14 protein-coding genes are annotated in these 15,568 nt (G+C 63.9%); 5 read left to right on the top strand and 9 right to left on the bottom strand.

The genetic code is table 11. The features are described 5' to 3' along the window. Positions 1–220 precede the first annotated feature (220 nt). The 4 genes from AC1VWL_RS17660 to AC1VWL_RS17645 form a co-directional block, all read right to left on the bottom strand. Entirely contained in the window at positions 221–970 is a 750-nt protein-coding gene (locus AC1VWL_RS17660; RefSeq protein WP_282273053.1) for a TerC family protein, read from the bottom strand. A gap of 54 nt (positions 971–1,024) precedes the next feature. After that, positions 1,025–1,405: a diacylglycerol kinase gene (locus AC1VWL_RS17655; protein WP_282273051.1), complete on the bottom strand. Its 381-nt coding sequence runs from the start codon at positions 1,403–1,405 to the stop codon at positions 1,025–1,027. A gap of 148 nt (positions 1,406–1,553) precedes the next feature. Continuing rightward, positions 1,554–2,816, bottom strand: coding sequence for a sensor histidine kinase (locus AC1VWL_RS17650; RefSeq protein WP_482987547.1), 1,263 nt, complete (start codon positions 2,814–2,816; stop codon positions 1,554–1,556). 139 nt (positions 2,817–2,955) lie between these two features. Next, positions 2,956–3,669, bottom strand: a complete 714-nt coding sequence (locus AC1VWL_RS17645; RefSeq protein WP_057630720.1) for a response regulator transcription factor — start codon at positions 3,667–3,669, stop codon at positions 2,956–2,958. Positions 3,670–3,834: 165 nt separating this feature from the next. Between AC1VWL_RS17645 and AC1VWL_RS17640 the strand changes: the two genes are divergently transcribed. Beyond that, the gene (locus tag AC1VWL_RS17640; RefSeq protein WP_482987546.1) at positions 3,835–4,188 is read left to right on the top strand and encodes a DMT family protein; all 354 of its coding nucleotides are present in this window, start codon (positions 3,835–3,837) and stop codon (positions 4,186–4,188) included. Between the two features lie 270 nt (positions 4,189–4,458). Here the strand turns inward: AC1VWL_RS17640 and AC1VWL_RS17635 are convergent, their stop codons facing one another. The 4 genes from AC1VWL_RS17635 to AC1VWL_RS17620 form a co-directional block, all read right to left on the bottom strand. Next, positions 4,459–5,385 (bottom strand): DUF6607 family protein, encoded by a 927-nt coding sequence (locus AC1VWL_RS17635; RefSeq protein WP_482987545.1) that lies wholly within the window; start codon positions 5,383–5,385, stop codon positions 4,459–4,461. Between the two features lie 90 nt (positions 5,386–5,475). After that, entirely contained in the window at positions 5,476–7,680 is a 2,205-nt protein-coding gene (locus AC1VWL_RS17630; RefSeq protein ID WP_482987544.1) for a TonB-dependent hemoglobin/transferrin/lactoferrin family receptor, read from the bottom strand. Positions 7,681–7,831: 151 nt separating this feature from the next. Then, on the bottom strand, positions 7,832–8,026 hold the full coding sequence (hemP, locus tag AC1VWL_RS17625) for a hemin uptake protein HemP (RefSeq protein WP_282273037.1): 195 nt from the start codon (positions 8,024–8,026) through the stop codon (positions 7,832–7,834). Between the two features lie 505 nt (positions 8,027–8,531). Further along, positions 8,532–9,503: a potassium channel beta subunit family protein gene (locus AC1VWL_RS17620; RefSeq protein WP_482987543.1), complete on the bottom strand. Its 972-nt coding sequence runs from the start codon at positions 9,501–9,503 to the stop codon at positions 8,532–8,534. A 204-nt stretch (positions 9,504–9,707) separates the two neighbouring features. On the opposite strand from AC1VWL_RS17620, the gene AC1VWL_RS17615 reads away from it, so the two are divergent. The 3 genes from AC1VWL_RS17615 to dusB all read left to right on the top strand — a co-directional run bounded on the left by AC1VWL_RS17615 (position 9,708) and on the right by dusB (position 13,284). Next, positions 9,708–11,006 carry a NupC/NupG family nucleoside CNT transporter gene (locus AC1VWL_RS17615; protein WP_282269936.1) on the top strand — a complete coding sequence of 433 codons (1,299 nt, stop codon included), beginning with the start codon at positions 9,708–9,710 and terminating at the stop codon, positions 11,004–11,006. A gap of 101 nt (positions 11,007–11,107) precedes the next feature. Continuing rightward, complete coding sequence (locus AC1VWL_RS17610) at positions 11,108–12,058, top strand: ribokinase (protein ID WP_481534164.1); 951 nt, start codon at positions 11,108–11,110, stop codon at positions 12,056–12,058. 236 nt (positions 12,059–12,294) lie between these two features. Next, entirely contained in the window at positions 12,295–13,284 is a 990-nt protein-coding gene (gene dusB, locus AC1VWL_RS17605; RefSeq protein ID WP_482987542.1) for a tRNA dihydrouridine synthase DusB, read from the top strand. 383 nt (positions 13,285–13,667) lie between these two features. Here the strand turns inward: dusB and AC1VWL_RS17600 are convergent, their stop codons facing one another. Then, a complete protein-coding gene (locus AC1VWL_RS17600; protein WP_282269930.1) occupies positions 13,668–14,267 on the bottom strand; it encodes a nitroreductase family protein in 600 nt (199 codons plus the stop codon). 355 nt (positions 14,268–14,622) lie between these two features. On the opposite strand from AC1VWL_RS17600, the gene AC1VWL_RS17595 reads away from it, so the two are divergent. Continuing rightward, positions 14,623–15,444: a methyltransferase domain-containing protein gene (locus AC1VWL_RS17595; RefSeq protein ID WP_296247192.1), complete on the top strand. Its 822-nt coding sequence runs from the start codon at positions 14,623–14,625 to the stop codon at positions 15,442–15,444. Positions 15,445–15,568: the final 124 nt, after the last annotated feature.

Raw genomic sequence — 15,568 nt, 5'->3', positions numbered from 1 at the left:
CCCCCCCCCCCCCCCCCGCCCCCCCCCCGCCGCCCCCCCCCGCCCCACCACACACTGAGGGTTGTGGGGGCGGCGCCCCATGGCCGCCTCCCCCCCCCCCCCCCCCCCCCCCCGGCGCGGGCGCGGGGCGCCCCCCCGCTCCCACAAAAAAAAGCAAAGGGCCGGCAGTGCCGGCCCTTTGGGTCCTGTTGCCGGCCGGCGATGCCGGCCGATCAGGCGCTTACCAGTTGTCCGAACCCGGCACGTGGTGGGCCTTGGCGTTGCGGCGCATCAGCAGGTTCAGCCACTCCACCAGGATCGAGAAACCCATCGCCGCATAGATGTAGGGCTTGGGTACGTGCACGTCCAGGCCATCCAGCACCAGCACCGCACCCACCATCAGGATGAAGGCCAGCGCCAGCAGCTTCACGGTCGGGTTGGCGTCGATGAAACGGCCCAGCGGGTTGGCTGCCAGCAGCATCACCGCTACCGACAACAGCACCGCGCAGACCATCACCGGAACGTGCGAGGCGATGCCAACGGCGGTGATCACCGAATCCAGCGAGAACACGATGTCGATCACCGCGATCTGCGCGATCACCATGCCGAACGACGATGCCACCTTGGTCGTGGTCGGGTCTTCATCTTCGCCACCGGTGACCAGCTCACGGATTTCCTTGCCGCCCTTGTAGAGCAGGAACAGGCCACCCACGATCAACACCAGGTCGCGGATGGAGATACCCATGCCGGCCACGTTGAACAGGTTGCTCTCCATATGTGCCAGATAGGCCAGCGAGATCAGCAGCAGGATGCGGGTGATGCAGGCCACCGCGATACCCACGCGGCGCGCCAGCGGGCGCTTGTGTTCGGGCAGGCGCCCGACCGCGATGGAGATGAAGACCAGGTTGTCGATACCGAGCACGATTTCCAGTGCGCTGAGCATGAACAGGGTGACCCATACATTCGGGTCGGCTAGAAACTCAAGAGACATGTGAACAATCCTTCAATAAAACCATTGCGTCAGCGCCGCCCGGCGGCTGACTTGTCAGAAAACGCGCGGCAGCAGGATCAGGCCCCAGCACAGCAGCACGTTCATCATCAGCACGAATACCGCCGCCGAGCCCATGTCCTTGGCGCGGCCCGCCAGCACGTGGTACTCCGGGCCGTAGCGTTCGATCACCGCCTCGATGGCCGAGTTGGCCAGCTCCATGGCGATCACCAGCAGCATCGAGCCGATCATCAGCACCTGTTCGACCGGGCTCTGGCCCAGCCACAACGCCAACGGCGCCAGCACCACGAACAGGCAGACCTCCAGCCGGAACGAGGACTCGTGCATCCAGGCAGCGCAAAGCCCCTGCCAGGACCACTTGGCGGCCTTGAGAATGCGTCCAGGGCCGCGCGGCAGGTGCCCGATCTGGTCAGCCATGCGACACCTTGCCAGTTGCCGCAGTGCGGCCGGGCAGAACCTTGAAGGCTGAACAACCGCTCATGGGGATGACACCGGTAGCGTGAGATTAGCCGTCAATTTTGCCACATCTGCCCCTTGCTTACCGAGGCAGCCGCCAAGCCCCATCTCAGCGATAGAGCAGGGTCACGGTGGTGCCCTGCCCCTCACGGCTGTCGATCTCGATCTGCCAGCCGCAGCGCTCACACAGCCGACGCACGATCGGCAGGCCCAACCCTACACCCAGCTGGCGGCCGCCGTCGGCCCGGAAGAAGGGGTCGAAGACCCGCGCAAGCGCTTCACTGCTCATGCCGATGCCGGTGTCGCGGACAACCACCTGGCCCGGCATCACCCGCACCTCGACCTCGCCCACGTCGGTGTAGAGACAGGCATTGCGCAACAGATTGGCCACCACCACATGCATCACCCGTGGCGGCGCCAGCAGCATCTGGTTGCCTTCCACCAGCACCCGCAGCTGGACCTGCTTGCCCTGCAACAGCTCCTCAACGTTGGCGGCCTCGTAGCGCACCACTTCGCCGACATCGAACAGCTCCGACTGCGGCTCCACGTCCACCTCGCGGGCCAGCAGCAGGAAGGCATCGATCACCGCCTCCATATCGCGGCCGGCACGCTGGATGCGCTGCAGGCTGCGCTGCAGGCGCGGGGTAAGCCCGGAATCGGCCAAGGCCATGTCGCTGGCCATGCGGATCACGGTCAGCGGGGTGCGCAGCTCATGACTGGCATCACGGGTGAAGTTGCGCTCGCGGGCCACGTGATCGCCAACCTTGCCAGCCATGTCATGCAGGGCCAGCGCCAATTGCCGGGTCTCGCCCTGCACCTCCGGCGGCAAGCGCTCCGGTGCCAGCTCCTTCGCATCGGGGTGGCGTGGATCCCATAGCGACACCCGTCGCGCCAACCAGCTCACCGGTGCAACCAGCCGCGCCGAGGCCCGATAGGTGAGCCACGACGAGGCATGGATGGCCAGCAGGATCAACAACACCCCTGCCCATACCGCCGCGCGGTGCGCGATCGAACGCTGGAACACCAGGTACAGCCGCCCCTCCGGCTGCTGGTCCACCAGCACCAGCTGGTCGGACGACTCCAGCTCATGAAACCCCGGCGCCAGTGCGCGCAGCTGCGCGGGCACACCCGTGTCGGAATGCCCTGCCGGCTGCAGGTAGCCACGGATGCGCAGCGTATTGGGTGGCGCCAGCTCTGCCACCTGCGCGCTTTGCTGCCAGTAGTACTGCGCCTCACTCTGCAGGACTGCGTTGATCAGGCCGTACTTGACCACCAGCGCCATCAGATAGCCGCCAAGCAGCACCGCCAGACTCGCCAGCAGCGCCTGCAGGATGAAGGCTATTCTGATCTTCCGCGGTAACCCGTACGACATGCGCCCCCCCTAGAAGCACGCGTGATTATAGGGAATGGACTGGCTCCGCCGCAGAATCAGCTGGCTGAAAAAAAACCGCCGCGACTCATGTTCTGCGGCGGTTCTTCAAACCACAGGTGCCAGTACACGCCCCTGCAGATCAGCCCATGGACTGGCCGATGTCGGCAATCCGGTAACCGGCACTCTGCACGGTGTGCAGCAGGGGTCGGTCAAACGGCTTGTCGATGATCTTGCGCAGGTTGTACAGATGGCTGCGCAAGGTGTCCGAGTCGGGTAGGCCATTGCCCCAGATCTCGCGCTCGATTTCCTGGCGGGTCACCACGCGCGGTGATTCGCGCATCAGGATGGTGAGCAGGCGCAGGCCAATCGGCGACAACTGCAGCTCGCTGCCAGCGCGGGTGGCACGCATGCTGACCGGGTCCAGCACCAGGTCGGCGACCTTCAGCACCTCGGCACCCACCTGGCGACGCTCGCGGCGGATCAGCGCACGCAGGCGTGCCTCCAGTTCCTGGATCGCGAATGGTTTGGTCAGGTAATCGTCAGCGCCGTAGCCCAAGCCAGTGAGCTTGTCGTCCAACGTGTCGCGTGCGGTCAGCATCAGCACCGGCGTGGACTTGCGTGCTTCATTACGCAGGCGACGGCACACCTCGATGCCGTCCAGTCGCGGCAGCATCAGATCGAGCACCACCACGTCGTAACTGTTCTCAGCGGCCAACCGGTAGCCGTCCAGGCCATCGGCTGCGTAGTCCACCTCGAAACCCTTGCCTTCCAGATATTCGCCAATCATCTCGGAGATGTTGCGGTTGTCTTCGACAACCAGTACCAGCCCGGACGATTCCTTGGTCTGTCGCATGGAGCCTCCTTAGTCTTCAGCTTTGTGAAAGATGCCGTACTCCTGGTGGACTCCGTGTGAAGACGGCTTTACGCCGCCATTGATATCACTTGAAACCAGTCCGGCGAGGACGAGCCCTTGCCCGCCGGCACCCTATGCTAGCGACCCGTCTTGATGAAACTGGATATGGCCGCCCCCTCCTTTACCGCCTACCTCTACCCGGTACTGTTGCTGGTTGCCAGCAACGTATTCATGACCATCGCCTGGTATGGCCACCTGAAGTTCAAGACCGCACCGTTGATGACGGTGATCCTGGTCGCCTGGGGGATTGCCTTCTTCGAATACTGCCTGCAGGTGCCTGGCAACCGCATGGGCAGCGCGGTGTACTCGGCGCCGCAGCTCAAGGGCATGCAGGAAGTGATCACCCTGGTGGTTTTCGCGGTGTTTTCCGCCACCTACCTGGGGCAGCCACTGAAGTGGAACCACTGGGCGGCGTTCGCGCTGATCCTGCTGGCCGCGCTGTTGATGTTCAAGGAATAGGCCCAGAGCGTGTCAGCATGACTGATGTGGGAGCGGCGTCAGCCACGTAGCAGGCCATCCTTCGGATTGCGGACAGCCCCGCAATCACAGCTGCACCGGCTTCGCGGCTGACGCTGCTCCTACCACCGTGTCCTCGCTGGGCCGCCCTGCTCCCTCCCTTTGGCGAAGCCAAGGGGAGGGTTGGGGAGGGGTGGCTCTTAGCCCTGATGCTGCAGCAGCTTCGCGGCTTACGCCACTCCCACAAGATCAAAAAGGCCAGGCAAGGCCAACTTACCTGGCCGCTTCCACGTACTTGGCGAACACCGCATCGATCTTGCCGGTATCCAACGCCGCGCCACCCTGGATTTCCTCGGCCTGCTGGAACAGCGGCATGATCATCGCCATGCCATCAAGCTTGGTCTTCAAGTGCACGCCCGGTGCCTTGCCGAGGAAGCCATCCCAGCGCTGGCGTACCTGCGCCCAGAACGGTGCGGTGGCAGCCCAGTAGGTCCGCGCCGGAGTGAAGTCCACTTCGGTGGTCTTGATGTAGTCGTTGAAACCGAACTCGCGCGCGATCTCCACCTGGCTGCCGTCCGCATTGCGCTGCACCTTGGTGTTGAACTGCTCGTGGGTCCAGCCGTTCGGGGTCAGCGTGTGCTGGTTCACCACCGCCAGCGCGTTGTAGTCGCTGCGCTTGGTGTATTCGCGGCGCGGCAACGGGCGCCAGCTCAGGTCACTGGTCCAGGTCGGCACATTGTTGTTGTAGCTCCAGCGACCGGTACCGCAATAACGCGGTGCGTCGCTGACTTCGTAGACGCACTGCGTCCAGGCGCCCTTGTTGAGTGCCTCCGGAATCGCGCGCACCGTCCAGGTCTGGTCGGCGGTGAACTCGAAACGCTGCGGCGCTTCGTAGACCCAGTCCTGGCGCCAATGCTTGGTGACATGGCCGCTCTTGGTATCCACCAACAGATGCTGCAGCACGATGCGCTGCGGTGTGTCTTCAACCACGATCACCACTTCGTCACCACCGCTGCGCATCGCCGACGCACGTTCGTAACCGGGCTTGAGCAGCACGGTTTCATCGAAGGCGAAGTCCACCGTGTACTCACCCTGCATCTTCAGGATGCTGTCGTGGTCACGGGCGATATCGGCAGTGGCGGCGCTGGCAGCGGTGCTGACGAAAAACAGCAGCGGCAGGCTGGCGGAAAGCAGTTTCATGGGTTTTCCTTGTGCGAATGGAAGGGATGGCCATCCGTGGCCACGATGCGTTCCCTCGCCGGCTCCTGGAGGAACCGCTAACGTCGTTGCTTACCAGGACACCGAGACGCTGGCCGAAACGGTGCGGCCCGGGTTACTGAAGCGATCAATCACGGTGCTGCTGCCGGCCAGCGTCGAGGTGATGCTGGACCAGTCGATGTAGTTGCGATCGGTCAGGTTGAACACGCCGACATTGAACTTGGCACCCGGTGCGAAGTCCCAATGCGCCATCAGGTCCATCACGCCGTAACCGGCCGGACGGTACGCCGTGGCCACTGCAACGCGATCCTTGCGGCGCGCAAACGTGCCGGCCAGCTCAACGCCCCAGTCATCGCGGTCGTACATCAGACCGAGCGTACCGCGCAGCGGATCCACCGAATCCAGCGGCGTGTCTTCAGTACGGTTCTGCCCATGCGCCCATGCCACCGCGCCGCGCAGCCCCCAGCCCTTCAACGCATCACTGACCTGGCCGAAATCGACACCAGCCTTCAGCTCGGCACCATAGATGCGCGCATCGGCGATGTTCTGCGACTGGAACACCATCAGGCCCTGTGCATTGACGCCGACATAGCGCTGCGATTCGATGAAGTCGCGGTAGTCGTTCCAGTAGCCGCTGACGCTCATGTAAGCGACCGGGCTGACATAGCGCACGCCCAGCTCCACACCATTGCTGGTTTCCGGCTTCAGGTCCGGATTGGGGATGGCGGTGTAATTAAAGGTCAGATTGGTGAAACCCAGATTGACATCGTTGTAAGGCGGCGAGCGGAAACCATGCGCATAGCCAGCAAACACCGACCACTGGTCATCGAAGCGCCACACCACGCCCAGCTTCGGCGATACGCTGGTCTTGGTCAGCGAGGCTACCGCCATGTCCGGGTTGTCTTCCCTGAAAATCGCATCGAGCTCGGGCTTGAGCCGGTAATGGTCAACGCGCACGCCGGGCACCACCGACAGGCGGCCGTCGGCCAGGCGCATCTCGTCCTGCAGGTACAGGCCGAGTTCGGTGGTCTTGCTGATCGGGAAATCGCGCACTGGGAAGTTGTCCGGCGAGATGTTGGAGCTGACCGTGCCGTTGGCCAGCACCTGGTAGCCATCGCGCTTCTGGCGGATGTCGGTCTGGGCGCCATCGAAGCCCCAGGTCAGCGCGTGCTCGACCGAACCGGTCTGCAAGGCCTTGTTGAACTGCAGCTGCGCGCCGTACACCAACTGATCGAAATGGAAGGCGCGATGACGGCGGCTGCCATTGGTACGGCCTTCGTCGGTGACCTGCTTGGTTTCGCTGTTCTGGCGATAGATCTGCCAGTTCATGCTGTCGGCAAACGCAGCATCCAGCGCATCCATCTCATGGGCGAACGACAGGCGCGTACGATTCTGGGTGTCGTGTGCCTTCATGCTGGTGGTGGTGCGCGAGGCCGCTACCGGATGCTTGTCGTTGACCGAAGAAAGCACGTCGGTATCGGTGCTGTCCTCGTTGCCTTCCACCGTCAGGCGGAAGCGCTGGCTTTCGTCCGGCGCGTAGACCAGCTTGGCCAGCACGCTGCGGCCATCGCGATCCTGCGGGTTCGGCGCGGTGCGGGTGTAGTCCTTGCTGCGCACGTCACCCTTGTTGACCGTCTCCTGGCCCTGGTGATGATTGACGTTGACCATGCCGCTCCAACGCTCACCGCCCCACGCTGCAGTGGCACCGGCCAACAAGCCTTTCCACTCGCCGTCATAGCCGAACTTCAGGCCGACATGGCTGTCCTTGCCATCCTTCAGGTAGTCCACCGGATCCTTGGTGACGAAGGCCACCACGCCACCAAGCGCGTCGGAGCCATACAGCGAACTGGCCGGGCCGCGCACGATTTCAACGCGCTTGAGCGTTTCCAGATCGGTGAAGTTGCGGTTGCTGTTGGCGAAGCTGCCGATAGTGAAGCTCTTCGGCATGGCGATGCCATCGGTCTGGATCAGCACGCGATTGGCGTCCAGGCCGCGGATACGGAAACCACCCAGGCCGAAACGGGTAGCGCTGCGGGTCACCGACACGCCCGGCTCGTAACGCACCAGGTCGGAAATATCGTTGGCCAACTGCTTGTCCAGCTGCTCGCGATCAATCACATCGACCGTGGCGGCGACGTCACTGACAGCACGCTCGGTACGGGTAGCGGTGACCTGGACGCGGTCGAATTCATGCACCGCAGGCGCGGCGACGTTCTCTGCACGCGCGGGAGACAGCACCGCCCACAGGGCGGCACTCAAGACAGTTGGACGGATCATGGAAGCCTGGAATCTTGGAGTGGACAAAACCCCTGACAGACAGCCCGGTTGCCGGAGCAACCAGACTGCAGTCAAGGGGGGAGAGAGCCTTGCGTTCCTGGGAGCCAAGCGTGGCAACGCTGGCTTACGGCGAACGCAGCCGTGCAGCGACTTATTTGGTGAGGATCAGCTTGTCGTTGCTGGTGTGCCGCAGGCGGTAAAACTTATCGCCGTGCTGGATCACGATCTCGCGCTGACCCTTGAGCAGGGCACCGCTATCGACAACGCCATCGACCGGCAACAACTGAACCGGGCGCTGCGGCAGGTGGAGGGTGCGGGGGCGAAGCATAACGGGCTGGGCCGACATCATCGTGATTCCGTGCTGGGGACGGAGTTGATGATAATGATTCTCAATAACGATGCAAGAACTATTTACAACAACTTTGAAATCCGGCGCCCGGCTGGACCATCCGCCCGCTCCACCGGTAGTGCCGAGCCATGCTCGGCAAGGGCCTCACCGGCCCACCATCAACGCTTGTGGGAGCGGCGTAAGCCGCGAAGCTGGCACTGCCGAGGCCATCAACCTGCCTGCAACCTGACAAATCTGTAGCTTCGCGGCTAACGCCGCTCCTACAAAAGCCCGACTCCTTGTAGTGCCGAGCCATGCTCGGCAGGGACCTCACCGGCCCAGCATCACACTTGTGGGAGCGGCGTAAGCCGCGAAGCAGGCAGCAATGAAGCTACCAACATGCCCGCAAGCTGACAGAGCTGTGGCTTCGCGGCTTACGCCGCTCCCACAAATCCCACATACATGGGACTGAAAGCCTCTGGCAGGGCGTTGCCGAGCATGGCTCGGCACTACACCTCCACTATCAGGCGAAGATCGCCTCGATCTTCTGCCAGGCGCCCTCTTCCACCCTGCCCAGCACGTCCAGCGCGCGTAGGTTCTCTTCCAGCTGCGACACCCGGCTCGCACCGAGGATCACGCTGGACACCTGCGGGTTGCGCAGGCACCAGGCAATCGCCAGCTGCGCCGGCGCCTCGCCCAGCTCCGCGGCCAAGGCGGTGAAACGACGCACTTTGCCCAGACGGTCATCGGCCGGCTCGCCCAGCACCGAGGCCTGCAACCAGCCCAGCGTGGTCTGCCCCAGGCGCGAATCCTCGGCGATGCCGTCGTTGTACTTGCCGGTCAACAGGCCAGAAGCCAGCGGCGACCAGATGGTGGTGCCCAACCCGGCATCAGCATACAGCGGCGCGTACTCCTGCTCCACACGGGCACGGTGCAGCAGGTTGTACTGCGGCTGCTCCATGCTCGGCGCATATAGATGGTTGGCGCGGGCAAACGCCACCGCCTCGGCAATCTGCGCGCCCGACCACTCCGAGGTACCCCAGTACAGCACCTTGCCCTGGCGGATCAGGTTGTCCATCGCCAGCACGGTTTCGCTGATCGGGGTCTCCGCGTCGGGTCGGTGGCAGTAATACAGGTCCAGATAGTCCACCCGCAGGCGCTTGAGCGCGGCGTGGCAGGCATCGGTGACATGCTTGCGCGAGAGCCCGCGCTGGGTCGGCGCCGGCTCATCGACCGCGCCAAAGAACACCTTGGACGATACGCAGAAGCCATCCCGCGGCAGGCGCAGGTCGGCGATCACATCCCCCATCACCTCCTCGGCGCGGCCCTTGGCATAGACCTCGGCGTTGTCGAAGAAATTGACCCCGTTGTCCCAGGCGCAGGCAATCAGGTTGCGCGATTCGTCGCGCCCGATCTGGCTGCCAAAGGTCACCCAGGCACCAAATGACAGGGCGGACAGCTGCAGGCCGGACGACCCGAGACGACGGTATTGCATGGCTGGCTCCAACTAGGGGACGGTGCGCGGCATCCGCGCAGACAGGCCACAAGTGTAACCCCGGCTGCGCACCGGACCGCCCTGCGGACCTTGCCGATACCGGCGCAATCCCAGCAAATACCGGCTTATGCCGGAGATATTCTTGCCCGGCATCAGCCGCTGCTCTAGGCTTGCGTCTTTTGCGGGCACGCCCGGGGATTACTCATGTTCGAAGGTTTGGGCAGAATCGGCTTCGGCCTGTTCGGCCTGGCGGTGCTTTTGGGCATCACCTGGCTCTTTTCCAATAACAAGAAAGCCGTTGACTGGAAGCTGGTTGCCACCGGCATCACCCTGCAGATCGCGTTTGCGGCGCTGGTGCTGCTGGTTCCAGGCGGTCGCGACGTGTTCGACTGGCTGGGCAAGGGCTTCGTCAAGATCCTGAGCTTCGTCAATGAAGGCTCGAACTTCATCTTCGGCAGCCTGATGGATGTGCCCAAGTACGGCTTCATCTTCGCCTTCCAGGTGCTGCCGACCATCATCTTCTTCTCGGCGCTGATGGGCGTGATGTACCACCTGGGCGTGATGCAGGCCATCGTGCGGGTCATGGCTGCGGCCATCACCAAGGTGATGCGCGTGTCCGGCGCGGAAACCACCAGCGTCTGCGCCAGCGTCTTCATCGGCCAGACCGAGGCGCCGCTGACCGTGCGCCCCTACATCTCCAAGATGACCCAGTCCGAGCTGATCACCATGATGATCGGCGGCATGGCGCATATCGCTGGCGGCGTATTGGCTGCCTATGTCGGCATGCTCGGTGGTGGTGATCCGGCCTCGCAGGCCTTCTACGCCAAGCATCTGCTGGCCGCCTCGATCATGGCCGCACCGGCCACGCTGGTGGTCGCCAAGCTGCTGGTGCCGGAGACCGGCACCCCGCTGACCCGTGGCACGGTCAAGATGGAAGTGGAAAAGACCTCGTCCAACATCATCGACGCTGCCGCAGCCGGCGCTGGCGACGGTCTGCGCCTGGCACTGAACATCGGCGCCATGCTGCTGGCCTTCATCGCCCTGATCGCCCTGCTCAATGCGCCACTGACCTGGATCGGTGACGTCACCGGCCTGGCCGCCGCCATCGGCAAGCCGACCAACCTGGCCACCATCTTCGGCTACGTGCTGGCACCGATCGCCTGGGTGATCGGCACGCCGTGGGCTGACGCCACCACCGTGGGTTCGCTGATTGGCCAGAAGGTCGTGATCAACGAATTTGTCGCCTACATGGACCTGTCGCAGATCATCCAGGGCAACGTTCCTGGCACCACCTTGAGCGAAGAAGGCCGCCTGATCGCGACCTACGCCCTGTGTGGCTTCGCCAACTTCAGCTCGATCGCCATCCAGATCGGCGGCATCGGCGGGCTGGCCCCGGACCGTCGCCAGGACCTGGCAAAGTTCGGCCTGCGTGCGGTTCTGGGCGGCACCATCGCCACCTTGATGACCGCCACCATTGCCGGCGTGCTGACCCACTTCAGTTGATTCAATCCAGCTGATACGGCTCGGCCGCTACAAAGCGGCCGAGTCAGATGGCCAAGCCATCGCAGCTGCTGTTTCATCGCCACCTTAGAGACAAAGATTCCATGAGTTCTGTAGTCGTTGCCGGTTCCTTCAATGTCGATCACGTCTGGCGCTGCGATGCCCTGCCCGCGCCGGGAGCGACCATTGCTGGCCGTTACAGCACCGGTCCCGGTGGCAAGGGCTTCAACCAGGCCGTCGCGGCACGCCGCGCTGGTGCCGACACCAGCTTCGTCTGCGCGCTCGGCGCCGATGCTGGCGGCGACCTCGCCCGCCAGCTGGCCAGCGCCGACGGCATCACGCTGGTGGCCGAAGCCACCGCCGAGCCGACCGGCACCGCTGGCATCTACGTCGATGGCCGTGGCCGCAACTCGATCGTGATCGGCGCCGGTGCCAACGCCTCGCTGAGCACGGACTTCGTTGCCGCCAACGCCGCCCTGATCGGTGATGCCAAGGTGTTGCTGGCCCAGTTGGAATCGCCGGTGGAAACGATCGAAGCCGCGTTGGCGCAGGCCCGCGAGGCCGGCGTACTGACCATGCTCAACGCCGCCCCGGCCAATGCCCCGTCCACCATCAGCCTGCTCAAGCTGGCCGATGTGCTGACCCCCAACGAAACCGAGTTTGCCGCCCTGCTCGGCCGCCATGTCGGCGAACGCATCGAGGCCGATGACGTCGCCGCCCTTGACGGTGCCAGCCTGCACGCCCTGTGCCGCAAGCTGTCCAGCAACACCGTGGTGGTGACGCTGGGTGCGGTTGGCGTGTTCGTTTCGCACGATGAGGACAAGCTGCGCAGCGATAGCCAGCCGTACTACCGGGTAGCTGCCGAGTCGGTGCAGGTGGTGGACACCACCGGTGCCGGCGACGCATTCAACGGCGCCCTCGCCGCCTCGCTGGCGGCCGCACCGGACGCTGCCTTCATCAAGCACGTGCGCTTCGCCAACCAATACGCCGCCCGCTCCACCGAGAACGAAGGCGCCGCGCTGGCGATGCCGCGGATGACCCCGGCCGACGTCTGAGCCTATGGCTTTGCCCCCTCCCTTGCGCAGCAGGGGAGGGTTGGGGAGGGGTGAGCTCTTGGGCCTTTCACGCACTCCCGGTTTCGCGCCGTTGCTCCCTTCCTTTGCCTTAGGCAAGGAGAGGGTTGGGGAGGGGTTGGCTCTTTAGCCTTTCACGCATTGCCAGCTTCGCGGCTTACGCCGCTCCCACATCTCCACACAGCGCGGGTTGCGACCCGCAGCCTTACACTAGCCCCATGCAGATCGGCCCCTACACCATTGCACCCAACGTGGTGCTCGCGCCCATGGCCGGCGTCACCGACAAGCCATTCCGCCAGCTGTGCAAGCGGCTCGGTGCAGGTCTGGCCGCCTCGGAAATGACCATCAGCGACCCGCGCTTCTGGACCACCCGCAAGTCCATCCATCGCATGGACCATGCTGGCGAGCCAGCACCGATCAGCGTGCAGATCGCCGGCACCGAGCCGCAGCAGCTGGCCGAGGCGGCGCGCTACAACGTCGACCACGGCGCACAGATCATCGACATCAACATGGGCTGCCCGGCCAAGAAGGTCTGCAACGCCTGGGCCGGCTCGGCACTGATGCGTGACGAAGCGCTGGTGGCGCGCATTCTCGACTCCGTGGTCAATGCGGTCGATGTACCGGTGACACTGAAGATCCGTACCGGCTGGTGCGCGGAAGTACGCAACGCGCCGACCATCGCGCATATCGCCGAAGACAGCGGCATCGCCGCGCTGGCCATCCATGGCCGCACCCGCGACCAACATTACACCGGCGTTGCCGAGTACGAGACCATCGCCGCCATCAAGGCGATGCTGAAGATCCCGGTACTGGCCAATGGCGACGTGGACTCACCGCGCAAGGCCGAGCAGGTGCTCAAGCTGACCGGCGCCGATGCGGTGATGGTGGGCCGCGCCGCACAGGGTCGGCCGTGGATCTTCCGTGAGATCGCTCATTACCTGGCCACCGGCGAGGAGCTGCCGCCGCCGTCTGTGGAAGAGGTCCGCGACATCCTGCTCGGCCACCTCAACGACCTGCACGCCTTCTACGGCGAACCGCAGGGCGTGCGCATCGCCCGCAAGCACCTGGGCTGGTACGCAAAGGACCGCCCGGAGAACGCCGCGTTCCGCGCGGTGGTCAACGCTGCCGAGACTGCCGATGCGCAGATCCAACTGACCCGCGATTATTTCGATGCGCTGATAGCCGGCGAAACCGCGTACGCCCTGTAGAGCCGAGCCATGCTCGGCTGGGGCATTACCAACGATCTGTCGGATTGTGCAGGAAACCCCTGTAGAGCCGAGCCATGCTCGGCTGGGGTGCTACCGACGATCTGTCAGATTGCGCAGGAAACCCCTGTAGAGCCGAGCCATGCTCGGCTGGGGTGTTACCGATGACCTGTCGGATTGCGCAGGAAGCCCCTGTAGAGCCGAGCCATGCTCGGCTGAGGCGTTACACGCGATCTTTCAGATGGTGCATGAAGCCCCTGCCGAGCATGGCTCGGCACTACAGGTCACAAAAAAGGGCCCACCAGCTTGCGCTGATGGGCCCGTTCGACTGTCAGCGGCGCGCGGGGGAGAGAACCGCGCCACTGCAATTCAGCCGAATACCTTGATCAGGCAAATACCTTGAAGCGCGCTTCGTCTTCCATGAAGGTCTTTTCACCGAACGGGGCTTCATTCGAGCCGAACGGCATCTGTGCACGCAGCTGCCAGTTGCCATGGATGCCCCACTGCCTGCGCACGGCCTCGTCCACCAACGGGTTGTAATGCTGCAGGCTGGCGCCGACACCGGCCTCGGCCAGTGCGGTCCACACCGCGAACTGCGCCATGCCGTTGGACTGCTCCGCCCACACCGGGAAATTGTCGGCGTACAGGGCGAACTGCTCCTGCAGGCCCTTCACCACGTCGGTGTCGGTGAAATACAGCACCGTGCCTGCGCCGGCGGCAAAGCTGTTGATCTTGCCTTCGGTGGCCGCAAACGCCTCTGCCGGTACGATCTTGCGCAGCTCTTCCTTGGTCAGGTCCCAGAACTTCTGGCTGTGGTCGCCGAACAGGATCAGCGCGCGGGTGGACTGCGAGTTGAACGAAGACGGCGCCTCGCGCACTGCCTGCTTGATCAACTGGATGGTGTCGTCCTGGCTGATCGGCAGCTGCTTGCCGAGGGCGTACTGGGAGCGGCGCTTCTTGTACAGGGAGATGGCTTGGCTGTTCATGATCGTTTCCTTCAGGGGGAAGCAGCCCGGCAACACCGCCGGTCTTTGCTTGATGGCGTCCATTGTATTTGCCACCAAATTCGGAACAATTACTTAATTTCCAATAATTCGTTTCATTTTCAGAACAAATGTCTGGGCGGCTTTACAGGCCCCCTTCAAGCCAGGCCCAAGCGCTCACCAAGCCCTCATTCCAGATCGGCCACTTCTCAGAACCAACAGCTATATGCAGCCCGCACCCGCAAACCCGCGCCCTGCCGACATTGCTGCTGGCACCGCAATGCTGGGTTCCGTTACGCATGCGCCGCGGTAACACCGGCTGGCGATACTGGGCGGATCACTGCACGACGCTGTTTCCATGACTCTCAACGACTTCCCCTACCTGCATGGCTTCTCGGCAAACGAACAGGAGCGGCTGCGCAAGCAGGCACGCCTGTTCGAACCGGCGATCTTCCATGACATCGACTTCCGCAACTCCCGCCACATCCTCGAAGTAGGCAGCGGCGTCGGTGCGCAGAGCGAGATCCTGCTGCGCCGCTTCCCCGAGCTGCGGGTCACCGGCATCGACCTCAACGAGCGCCAGCTGGCTGCCGCCAACGCGCATCTGGCACAGATGCCGTGGCTGCAGGAGCGCGTCGAGTTCCAGCGCGCCAATGCCACCGACCTGCCGTTCGAACCGCGCAGCTTCGACGGCGCCTTCCTGTGCTGGGTGTTGGAGCACGTCCCCTCGCCCGCGCGCGCGCTGGCCGAAGTGCGGCGGGTACTGAGCCCGGGCTCGCCGGTATTCGTCACCGAAGTGATGAACGCCTCGTTCCTGCTCGATCCCTATTCGCCCAACCTCTGGCGCTACTGGATGGCGTTCAACGATTTCCAGATCGACAGCGGCGGCGACCCGTTCGTCGGCGCCAAGCTCGGCAACCTGCTGCTGGCCGGCGGCTTCCGCGATGTGCAGACGCAGACCAAGACCGTGCACCTGGACAACCGCGAACCAGCGCGGCGCAAGGTGATGTTCGCGCTGTGGGAAGAACTGCTGCTGTCAGCGGCCGAGCAACTACTGGAAGCCGGCAAGGTCGACCAGGCCACGGTGGATGGCATGCGCGCCGAGTTCACCCAGGTGCAGAACGACCCCAATGCGGTGTTCTTCTATTCCTTCGTGCAGGCCCGCGCCACGGTCTACTGAGTTGCGGCGGGGGGCGCTTTGACCCCCCCCCGCCACCGAACCCTCCCAACCCCCACCCAAACCCCGGATAATCCTAAAACAATAAAGCACAGGCCCCCATGCGCGGGAACCACCCGCGGGGGGC

The sequence above is a fragment of the Stenotrophomonas sp. STEN063 genome (assembly GCF_056854515.1).
This window is presented reverse-complemented; position numbering and strand designations above follow the sequence as displayed.

Bases quoted from the DNA above. Each gene is read 5' to 3' on its own strand.
- AC1VWL_RS17600 (WP_282269930.1), bottom strand. From the start codon at position 14,267: ATGAACAGCCAAGCCATCTCCCTGTACAAGAAGCGCCGCTCCCAGTAC.
- AC1VWL_RS17650 (WP_482987547.1), bottom strand. From the start codon at position 2,816: ATGTCGTACGGGTTACCGCGGAAGATCAGAATAGCCTTCATCCTGCAG.
- AC1VWL_RS17655 (WP_282273051.1), bottom strand. From the start codon at position 1,405: ATGGCTGACCAGATCGGGCACCTGCCGCGCGGCCCTGGACGCATTCTC.
- dusB (WP_482987542.1), top strand. From the start codon at position 12,295: ATGCAGATCGGCCCCTACACCATTGCACCCAACGTGGTGCTCGCGCCC.
- AC1VWL_RS17620 (WP_482987543.1), bottom strand. From the start codon at position 9,503: ATGCAATACCGTCGTCTCGGGTCGTCCGGCCTGCAGCTGTCCGCCCTG.
- AC1VWL_RS17630 (WP_482987544.1), bottom strand. From the start codon at position 7,680: ATGATCCGTCCAACTGTCTTGAGTGCCGCCCTGTGGGCGGTGCTGTCT.
- AC1VWL_RS17615 (WP_282269936.1), top strand. From the start codon at position 9,708: ATGTTCGAAGGTTTGGGCAGAATCGGCTTCGGCCTGTTCGGCCTGGCG.
- AC1VWL_RS17610 (WP_481534164.1), top strand. From the start codon at position 11,108: ATGAGTTCTGTAGTCGTTGCCGGTTCCTTCAATGTCGATCACGTCTGG.
- hemP (WP_282273037.1), bottom strand. From the start codon at position 8,026: ATGTCGGCCCAGCCCGTTATGCTTCGCCCCCGCACCCTCCACCTGCCG.
- AC1VWL_RS17635 (WP_482987545.1), bottom strand. From the start codon at position 5,385: ATGAAACTGCTTTCCGCCAGCCTGCCGCTGCTGTTTTTCGTCAGCACC.
- AC1VWL_RS17660 (WP_282273053.1), bottom strand. From the start codon at position 970: ATGTCTCTTGAGTTTCTAGCCGACCCGAATGTATGGGTCACCCTGTTC.
- AC1VWL_RS17640 (WP_482987546.1), top strand. From the start codon at position 3,835: ATGGCCGCCCCCTCCTTTACCGCCTACCTCTACCCGGTACTGTTGCTG.
- AC1VWL_RS17645 (WP_057630720.1), bottom strand. From the start codon at position 3,669: ATGCGACAGACCAAGGAATCGTCCGGGCTGGTACTGGTTGTCGAAGAC.
- AC1VWL_RS17595 (WP_296247192.1), top strand. From the start codon at position 14,623: ATGACTCTCAACGACTTCCCCTACCTGCATGGCTTCTCGGCAAACGAA.